The sequence below is a fragment of the Bacteroides sp. 2201st1_D9_2201SCRN_220225 genome (assembly GCF_040928965.1).
In the GTDB taxonomy this organism is placed as follows: domain Bacteria; phylum Bacteroidota; class Bacteroidia; order Bacteroidales; family Bacteroidaceae; genus Bacteroides; species Bacteroides stercoris.
In genome coordinates, this window is record NZ_JBCODG010000012.1 from 75,784 (window position 1) to 85,629 (window position 9,846).

Consider the following 9,846-nt stretch of genomic DNA (forward strand, 5'->3'; position numbering starts at 1 on the left):
TTCCCATATTCCGGGTGTTTTCTATTGGAATGCCCGGTCTTTCAGGAGTAAACTCCGGGCGTTTCGGGAGCAAATGCCGGGGGATTGGGAGATATGACAATCCCTTTGTTCCGGCTTTGATTCATTACGATGCAAAGCAGGACAAAGGGATGCTCTCCTGATGAATGTGCAGATGGAATATACTTCTTCGATCTTTTATTTTAGCAGGGGTTGTCGGGGGAGACCGGTTATTTCACAAGTTCCCCGTTTATGTACAGATTCTTGAACGTGACATCTTTTGCTCCGCTAATCCGGTTTTTACCTTCCTTGACGTTATTGAAGCGGCTGTCTTCCACGCTTACATTATAAACGTGCTTGTCATCATCAAGTCCGATGATGAGTACACCGAGTTTGCTCTTCTCGCAAGTCACGTTTTTGAGGTGTACGTTGCGCACGGTAGGGGCATAGCCGCGATTGCACTTTTCCCGGTTTTCGTATTGCAGGTTGATGCGCAGTACGGCTTCGCGGCATTGGCCGACGGTGACGTTGCGTACAAATACATTCTCTATCAGTCCGCCGCGGCAGGTACTGGTCTTGATGCGGATTACGCGGTCCAGGTCGGGGCTGTCCATGCGGCAGTTCTCAACGAACAGGTTACGGTAGCCGCCGGATATTTCACTGCCGATAACGACGCCGCCATGACCGTTTTTCATGAAGCAGCCGCGCACGATGATATTTTCGCTGGGAATGTTCCACTTGCGTCCGTCCTGGTTACGGCCGGATTTGATGGCTATGCAGTCGTCGCCCGTATCAAAGGTACAGTTTTCTATCAGTACGTTTTTGCAGGATTCCGGGTCGCAGCCGTCTCCGTTGGGTCCACGGTTGAATACGTGCACGCCACGTACGATGAGGCTTTCGCAAAACAACGGGTGTATAACCCAGAACGGAGAGTTCAGCAGGGTTACATCCTCTATCAGTACCGTGTTGCAGGAATAGAGGTTGATGAGCTGCGGGCGCATGCCGTCTTCGGGTTTCATGATACGCTTGTATACCGGCGTGGATGTTTCCCCGTACATCAGCAGACGTTCGCGTCCGCCGTTGCGTTGGGCCACCATGCCTTCTTTCCAGCCGTAGCGCGGAGCGCCGCACATCGGCCACCAGGTTTCGTTGGAACCCTGACCGTCGATTGTCCCTTTGCCGGTGATGGCGATGTTGGTTTCGCCGTATGCATATATCAGCGGGCGGGCATTGTAGCAGTCCAGACCTTCCCAACGGGTGATGACGGCAGGGAAGTAAAGGCTCTGGTCGGTGGAGAATTTCAGTACGGCTCCTTCTTCCACATGAAAATTTACGTTGCTCTTTAGGGTGATGGGACCGGTATGGAAAGTCCCTTTAGGTACTACGACCGTTCCGCCGCCGTTCAGGCTGCATGTCAGGATGGCCCGGTTGATAGCCTCATGGCAAGGTTCATCCGGCGTATCCGGTTGTGCACCGAAGTCTGTGATGAGGTAGGTACGTTTGGGGAAAGAGGTCCGCTTGATTTGTTTTTCAATTTTGGCGCTTTCCTTGAAGGCTTTGTCAAAGTCTATCGGATTGGCGGTGGCCAGGGTTACCGATAGAAGCAGGGAGATGATTCCGATTACTTTCTTCATGCGTTTTTCTTTTATGTTCTTAAATGGTAAATAGATTGCGCAGGCAAAAGTAGGAAAACTCTTCCGGTGACAGAGGTTAGTTTTTGATTGAAAGGGTGTAATAATTGACTGAGATGAAGAAAAATCCGTTCCGTAAGACGAAAAAAAATTATCCCGTGAGATGAAATAAATCGTCTCGCGGGATGATTTTCTTTATCTCGCAGGGCGAATAATTCCGTCTCACGGGATGAAAACAACCGGTTAAGGGCTTCCTTGAATCCGAGGGTTATCCCTGTACCGGTATTTTGTCTATTCTCCGCTGGTGGCGTCCGCCCTCAAACGAAGTGTTGAAGAATTCGGTCATAATCATATCCGCTTCTTCCGTGCCGATGAAGCGTCCCGGCATGACAAGGACATTGGCATCGTTGTGCTGGCGTGCCAGATGAGCAATTTCGGCAGTCCAGCAAAGAGCCGCACGAATGCCCTGATGCTTGTTGAGCGTCATGTTGATGCCGTTTCCGCTGCCGCAGATAGCAATTCCCGGGTAACATTCGCCTGCTTCGACAGCTTGCGCCAGTTGATGGGCAAAGTCGGGATAGTCGCAGCTTTCGGTGGAGTAGGTTCCGTAATCTTTGTAAGGCCAGCCTTTGGCTTCCAGCCAACCGCGGACATACTCTTTCAGTTCAAAGCCGGCGTGGTCGGAACAAAGTCCAATAGTTTTCATATAAAATAAAATGATAGAGTGATAATGTGAAAAAGCGATAGAGCAATGAGGTGACGATGTAGTGCAGCATGTGCAGGCTTTTCTACCATATCGCCTCATTACTCTATCATTATTTTACTGTTGTTTTATTAAATCATTGCCTTTACTTGCTTGTACACGTTTTCTGCCGTGAAGCCCAGCTTTTCGTCCAGCACTTTGTAAGGAGCGGAGAAACCGAACGATTCCAATCCCCAAACCTTACCGTGGGCGCCTACCAAGCCTTCCAGCGTAACGGGCAGTCCGGCGGTCAGACCGAATACTTTTGCATTTGCCGGAATCACGCTCTCCTGATAGCCCGGAGCCTGACTGCGGAACAGTCCCTCGGACGGAACAGATACGATGCGCAGCTTGACACCGTCCTTGCGCAGCAGTTCTGCACCGGCCACCAGCGTGGCTACTTCGGAACCGGAAGCTACAAGGATAACGTCCGGATTCTCGTCCGAACCGGCTACGATATAAGCGCCTTTGGCTGCCTGGCTGTAATCATTGCCTGCAGGCAGGTTGGCGATGTTCTGACGGGAGAATATCAAAGCGGTCGGGGTAGACATGTTCTCCATGGCAAGTTTCCATGCCACGGTTGTTTCTTCCGCATCGGCAGGACGGAGTACCAGCATGGAGTTATGCCCCTTGTGGTTTTTCAGCTTTTCCATTAAGCGGATTTGAGCTTCCTGTTCTACCGGTTCGTGCGTAGGACCGTCTTCGCCTACGCGGAATGCGTCGTGTGTCCAGATGAATTTTACGGGAGTTTCCATGAGGGCAGCCATGCGTACGGCAGGTTTCATGTAGTCGGAGAATACGAAGAATGTTCCGCAAGCGGGGATAACGCCGCCATGCAGCGCCATACCGATGCAGCAGCATGCCATTGTCAGTTCCGATACGCCTGCCTGGAAGAATGCACCGCTGAAATCGCCTTTCTTGAAGGAGTGGGTCTTTTTCAGGAAGCCGTCGGTCTTGTCGGAGTTGGACAAGTCGGCGGAAGCCACAATCATGTTTTCCACCTGAGTGGCGAGAGCACCGAGTACGGTAGCCGATGCGGCACGTGTAGCGACATTGGCTTTCTGTTCGATTGCAGCCCAGTCCACTTCGGGAGCCTTGCCGGAGAAGAACAGTTCCAGTTTGGCTGCCTTTTCGGGATTGGCTTTTGCCCATGCGGCTTTGGCGGCATATTTTTCTGCCATGATGCCCTTCAATTCGGCAGCGCGTCTGGCGTAAAGCTCGGCTACTTCCGGGAAGACAGTGAACGGATTTTCCGGGTTTCCGCCCAGGTTCTTGATTGTATTTACATAAGCGTCGCCGCCCAAAGGAGCACCGTGTGTAGCGCAGTTGGCTTCGTAGCTGCTGCCGTCTGCCTTGCGTGCGCCTTTGCCCATTACTGTGTGACCGATAATCAGCGTAGGACGCTCAGCTTCGGCTTTAGCCTCGTTGAGTGCGCCGCGGATGGCATCTGCATCGTTACCGTCGATTGTGATGACTTTCCAGCCCCATGCCTCGTATTTCTTTGCTGTATCTTCGATGGTTACATCTTTCGTTTCGGTGGAAAGCTGGATGTCGTTTGCATCATAGAACATGATGAGGTTGTCCAGTCCCAGCGCACCGGCAATACGGCCTGCACCCTGTGAGATTTCTTCCTGAATGCCACCGTCGGAGATATAGGCGTAAATCGTCTGGTTCATTACTTCTTCAAAACGGGCTTTCATGAACTTGGCGGCGATGGCTGCTCCAACGGCAAAGGTATGTCCTTGTCCCAACGGACCGGAAGTGTTTTCGATGCCGCGCATGATGTCGCGTTCGGGGTGTCCCGGAGTGGGGCTGCCCCATTGGCGGAACTCTTTCAGCTCATCCAATGTGAATTTGCCTGCCAACGCCAATGTGGAATAGAGCATCGGCGACATGTGTCCCGGGTCGAGGAAGAAACGGTCGCGACCTTCCCACGCGGGGTTCTCGGGGTCGTACACTAAGAACTCGGAGAAGAGTACATTCACAAAGTCGGCACCACCCATAGCGCCACCGGGGTGTCCGGAATTGGCTTTTTCGACCATAGAAGCAGCAAGGATACGGATGTTGTCCGCTGCAAGGTTCATAAGTTTCTTGTCGTTCATATTATAAAATATAATTGTTATTTGAATATTCTGTAAGTGAATTGAATTCTTGCTTGTTGGTTTTACCAGGACAAAGATAACTCTTTATGTGCAATTTACAATATAGAAAGCTGCTCTTTTTTCTTGCCTGTATAACCTGCTTCCTGTTTTGAATACAATAACTGTTCACTGCCGACCGGTGGGTTTAGGATTGTCTGCCGGAAAGTAAACGAGGTGTGCTGTCGTTGTTGGGAGTTATTTATTTCTCTACTGGAAATGGAACAATACCGGCTGCCGAGGAGTTTGTCCGGTATAGATGACAGGAAGGCCGGTTTAATAAAAAAGACGCCTTCTTCACAGAAAGCGTCTTTTTTATTATAAATCGAATTATTTTTATTCCAATCTGCGTGCACCATCGCTGATTACAACATCGTAAATCTTCGGACTTCTGTTGAATTTCTTTTTGAATTCTTCTTTGGCTCTTTCAACGAAAGTACTATAAAGCTCTTCTTTAACGAGGTTGATGGTACAACCGCCAAATCCTCCGCCCATTACGCGCGAACCGGTTACACCGCAATCAAAAGCAAGGTCGTTCAGGAAGTCGAGTTCTTCGCAGCTTACTTCATACAGTTTGCTCATGCCCTGGTGTGTTTCGTACATCTTTTGACCTACCGTTTCGTAATCGCCTTTCTCCAAAGCATCGCAAACATCGAGTACGCGTTGGATTTCTTCAATCACATATTCTGCACGCATAAAGTCTTCTGCACTGATTTCGGCTTTGGCTTCTTCAAGCATTTCCATGTTGCAGTCGCGCAGGAATTCTACATGCGGATGTTTCTTCTGGATAGCGGCAACAGCAGCCTCGCAACTTTGGCGACGTTTATTGTATGCCGACGAAGCAAGTTCGTGTTTTACCACAGAATCTACCAGTACCAGACGGTAACCTTTCGGCTCGAACGGGAAGTACTGGTATTCCAATGAACGGCAATCCAAACGGATAAGACTGCCTTTCTTGCCGAATACGGAAGCGAATTGGTCCATAATACCGCAGTTGACGCCACAATAGTTGTGTTCCGTAGCCTGGCCAACTTTGGCCAATTCGAATTTGTCGATTTTATTGTCGCCGAACAGATCGTTCAACGCATAAGCATAAGTGCTTTCCAAGGCTGCGGAAGAGGACATTCCTGCACCCAAAGGCACATCGCCTGCAAAAGCTGTATTGAATCCTTTTACTTCTACACCGCGTTTAATCATTTCGCGGCATACGCCGAAAATATATCTTGCCCAACTGGCGCGGGGAGCGTCTTCTTCATTTAAACCGAACTCTACGTAGTCTTTCAAGTCAATGGAATAGGCCTTTACTGTATTTGTGCCATTCGGTTTTATTTCCGCAATCATACCTTTGTCAATTGCGCCGGGGAATACAAAACCACCGTTGTAGTCGGTGTGCTCACCGATTAGATTAATGCGTCCCGGAGAAGCATAGACTGCTCCTGTTGTTCCGTCAAAATGCTTGATGAAACGGCTTCTTACGTATTCTATATCCATGATATTGTTTTTTAAGGTGAATAAATCTAATTACCTATAATATGTATTATCAATCAACTTTAATGTCTTTATTTACATTCTTGCAACCTATCAGCGCATAATAAAGCAGGTAGGCAAGAGCTACTACAATCAGCCAGTAGCTTGTTAAGTAGCCGATTCCGTCATTCCAGTCGACAATGGCATTTTGTAACAACGGCAGAATACCGCCACCGCATACAAGTACCATGAAAATACCGGAAGCCTTTTCCGTGTACTTGCCCAGTCCTTCTACTGCAAGGTTAAAGATACCGCCCCACATGATGGATGTACAGAGTCCGACTAACGCTAAGAACATAGCGTTGACAGGTACATTGACAAGTCCGAACATTTCTTCGGCACTGTTCTTGAATACCGGCATGTTTACCATAAGATCGGTTGGTGCAAACATGGCAGAGATAACCAGGAATATACCTATAACGGAAGCTGTGCCCAACATGGCTTTTGCTGATATTTTACTGCCGATACTGGCGCCGATGAGACGACCCACCAACATCAGTAACCAATAGGTTGCTGTTACTGAACCGGCGATAGCTTCTGCTCCTGCTCCATTTACACCCAATACATCCAAGTCGGGATTTTGCAACCATTTGTTCAGAACATTGGGTACACCGACTTCAATACCTACATATACAAAGATACCGATTGCTCCGAAGATGAAATGACGGAATGATAAAGGACCATACTGAGAAGGAGTGGTGTCGATTTTGACTTCCTGCTTTTCTTTTTCCGGAATAGTGGAGAAGAAGATGACAATGAATGCGAATGCAAAAATAGCCAGAGCCGCATACATCAATGGAAACACATCACTGATTTTTGCATTGGTAATGGAAGGTATTAAAATACCCGTAAGAATGATAACGGAGGTTCCTGCCAATGAGTTGAACGAACCGCCGAGCTGGATAAGCTGGTTACCTTTGTTACCGCCACCACCAAGTGTGTTGAGCATCGGGTTTACTACCGTATTAAGTAAACACATGGAAAAACCGGCAATGAATGCTCCCAACAGATAAATGCCGAAACTGCCCGCTACTCCTGAAAGAGTTTGGATACCCACACCGATAAATCCTACTGTAATGGCAATGAGTGCAGTCTTTTTATATCCCATTTTTTGCAACATATTACCTGCCGGATATCCCATTACTGCATATGCGATGAAGTTGGCAAATACGCCGAGAGTTCCCATCCAATTAGGTACTCCGAATTGAAATTTCAGGATATCACCCATTGGTGAGGCTAAATTGGTTACGAATGAAATCATACCAAATAAGAAAATCATCACAATAATGGCAACGATATTCCCATTCTGTTTTTGTTGTGTCATGGTTAATAATTGTTTATTAAGTTTATAATCAGGTTAGTTATTTCTTTTATTCTTGTACACCGAACTTATAGATGGTTATCTGCTGATATTCATCTCCGGGGAGCAATACTGCTGATGGGAAATGTGCCTTATTGGGAGTATCGGGGAAGCATTGTGCTTCAAAGCATACAGCGCTTCTTGCGGGGAATGTTGCCCCGTGAGCACCGGTGAATCCTCCCAGCCAGTTTCCCGTATAAAGTTGCAGGCCGTTTTCTGTAGTATATACTTCCATTGTGCGTCCGCTTACGGGTTCTGTACAAGTGGCGGCAAGGCTCAGTTCACCGCTTTCCGCTTTATTCAACACATAGCAATGGTCATATCCGGCTCCGTTTACCAGTTGCTGGAATTTATCGTCAATACGCTCGCCGATGGCATGGGGAGTACGGAAATCCATAGGTGTATTTTCTACTTTTAGGATTTCTCCCGTAGGAATAGATACCTCATCAATAGGTACATAGAAATCGGCGTTGATGGTAAGGATATTATTCAGAACAGTAGGTGAGGGGTTGGAAATACCAGCGAGATTAAAGAAACCGTGATTGGTTAAATTTACAACTGTAGCTTTATCGGTTGTGGCCCGGTATTCTATAACCAAGGCATTTGCTTCATCTTCCAGACGATATGTCATTTCTACTTCTAAAGTACCGGGGAAGCCCTCTTCACCGTCGGCAGACGTATAATTGAAAATGACGGTCGATTCATTGGGCTGAACCGCATCCCATACGCGGGCATGGAAACCGGTTGGTCCGCCGTGCAGTGAATTGGGACCGTTGTTGACAGTCAATTGGTGTTCCTCGCCATATAAAGTGAATTTCCCATTGGCAATTCGGTTTCCATAACGGCCTATCGTGGTGCTCAAGAAAGGTTCGGGACTGTTTATTACGTGTTCTATGCTGTCATGTCCTAAAATGACATTGGCAAATTTTCCGTTTTTGTCGGGCACCATAATCGAAAGAATTGCACAACCGTAGTTGGTTACCGCCACTTCCATCCCCTGAGCATTTTTGAGGATATATAAATCTGTTTTCCTGCTGTTTATATTCTTTTGAAAGTCTTTTCTGTCCAAACCGGACAAGTTACTTTCTGTCGGAGTAGTGTCTGTTATATTCATGGTATTATTTAAATTTTCTTGCAAATAAAGAGAAATTCTTTTGTTCCCCCAAGTAATTGAGAGGAAATATGGGGAACATTTTATGAAAGTTTAGCGTTTGACAATTAGAATACAAATTGATATTTTTTGTATGTTTGTCGCGTTAATCTAAAAAGTATTGTAACAGTATTGAATTGTACTAATTAAAAACAACAAATGTATCCTCTAAAATTTGAGCCCATCCTGAAACAGACACTTTGGGGTGGCGACAAGATTATCCCATTCAAACACTTGAATGAAACTCTGCCGAATGTAGGTGAGAGTTGGGAAGTTTCAGCAGTAGAAGGTAGTGAATCTGTAGTTGCCAATGGTGCGGACAAAGGGTATACTTTACCCGAAATGGTTCGTAAATATAAAGAAGAGTTGGTGGGCGAAGCGAACTATGCACGGTTTGGAAATAAATTCCCGTTACTGATAAAGTTTATTGATGCAAAGCTGGATTTGTCCATTCAGGTGCATCCGGGTGACGAACTTGCAAAGAAACGCCATAACAGTTTCGGTAAAAATGAGATGTGGTATGTCATTGCTGCCGATAAAGGTGCAAAATTGATTTCCGGCTTTGCCGAGGAGATAACTCCGAAGGAATATAAAGACCGGGTGCACAATGGAACATTTGCCGAAGTGCTTCAAACTTGCGCCATAGAGCCGGGAGATGTGTTTTATGTCCCTGCCGGTCGTGTACATGGCATTGGCGCTGGAGCATTCGTTGCGGAAATTCAACAGACTTCCGACATAACTTATCGTATTTTCGACTACAATCGTAAGGATAAGGACGGTAAATCCCGCGAATTGCATACCAGTCAGGCAATGGATGCCATTAACTTTTCCGATGTGCAAGACGATTTCCGTACCGAATACGAACGTGTACAGAATGAACCCGTTGAGATGGTAGCGAGTCCTTATTTCACTACTTCTGTATATGACATGACGGAAGAGATTACTTGTGATTATTCGGAACTGGATTCTTTTGTTATTTTTATCTGTGTGGAAGGTTCTTGCCGTCTGACGGATGACAATCAGAATGAGATTACCTTGCGTGCCGGCGAAACGGTTCTTTTGCCTGCTGCTGTTCAGGAAGTAACAATCGTACCGGAAGGCCAGCGGGTGAAACTGCTTGAGACTTACGTGTAAGAGTTGATATTATTACTGTAATGAAGTTAACATCATGTAGCCAATGGTGTTAACTTCTTTTTTTTGATATGTTCTTTTAATTTCCAGATACACTACTGTCCCGTAAAAGTGGATAAATAGTTCTTTGAAATTATTGAAATATAGTCAATTACACGGTTTTTTGAAAT

Annotated in this window: 7 protein-coding genes; 1 reads left to right on the forward strand and 6 read right to left on the reverse strand. The window is 46.7% G+C overall.

What is annotated here, in order from left to right; all coding sequences use genetic code 11:
- Nucleotides 1-227: 227 nt before the first annotated feature.
- The 6 genes from AB5903_RS05980 to AB5903_RS06005 form a co-directional block, all read right to left on the reverse strand.
- Nucleotides 228-1,631 (reverse strand): glycoside hydrolase family 28 protein, encoded by a 1,404-nt coding sequence (locus tag AB5903_RS05980; protein ID WP_117666710.1) that lies wholly within the window; start codon nucleotides 1,629-1,631, stop codon nucleotides 228-230.
- A 265-nt stretch (nucleotides 1,632-1,896) separates the two neighbouring features.
- Complete coding sequence (gene rpiB / locus AB5903_RS05985; protein WP_005654942.1) at nucleotides 1,897-2,334, reverse strand: ribose 5-phosphate isomerase B; 438 nt, start codon at nucleotides 2,332-2,334, stop codon at nucleotides 1,897-1,899.
- Between the two features lie 128 nt (nucleotides 2,335-2,462).
- Nucleotides 2,463-4,472 carry a transketolase gene (locus tag AB5903_RS05990; protein ID WP_117941225.1) on the reverse strand — a complete coding sequence of 670 codons (2,010 nt, stop codon included), beginning with the start codon at nucleotides 4,470-4,472 and terminating at the stop codon, nucleotides 2,463-2,465.
- A 372-nt stretch (nucleotides 4,473-4,844) separates the two neighbouring features.
- On the reverse strand, nucleotides 4,845-5,999 hold the full coding sequence (galK, locus tag AB5903_RS05995; protein ID WP_005654946.1) for a galactokinase: 1,155 nt from the start codon (nucleotides 5,997-5,999) through the stop codon (nucleotides 4,845-4,847).
- A gap of 49 nt (nucleotides 6,000-6,048) precedes the next feature.
- The gene (locus tag AB5903_RS06000) at nucleotides 6,049-7,359 is read right to left on the reverse strand and encodes an MFS transporter (protein ID WP_005654947.1); all 1,311 of its coding nucleotides are present in this window, start codon (nucleotides 7,357-7,359) and stop codon (nucleotides 6,049-6,051) included.
- 46 nt (nucleotides 7,360-7,405) lie between these two features.
- On the reverse strand, nucleotides 7,406-8,509 hold the full coding sequence (locus tag AB5903_RS06005) for an aldose epimerase family protein (RefSeq protein ID WP_022104174.1): 1,104 nt from the start codon (nucleotides 8,507-8,509) through the stop codon (nucleotides 7,406-7,408).
- Between the two features lie 195 nt (nucleotides 8,510-8,704).
- Here AB5903_RS06005 and AB5903_RS06010 point away from each other — a divergent pair, with 195 nt between their 5' ends.
- Complete coding sequence (locus AB5903_RS06010) at nucleotides 8,705-9,679, forward strand: type I phosphomannose isomerase catalytic subunit (protein WP_005654949.1); 975 nt, start codon at nucleotides 8,705-8,707, stop codon at nucleotides 9,677-9,679.
- Nucleotides 9,680-9,846 lie beyond the last annotated feature (167 nt).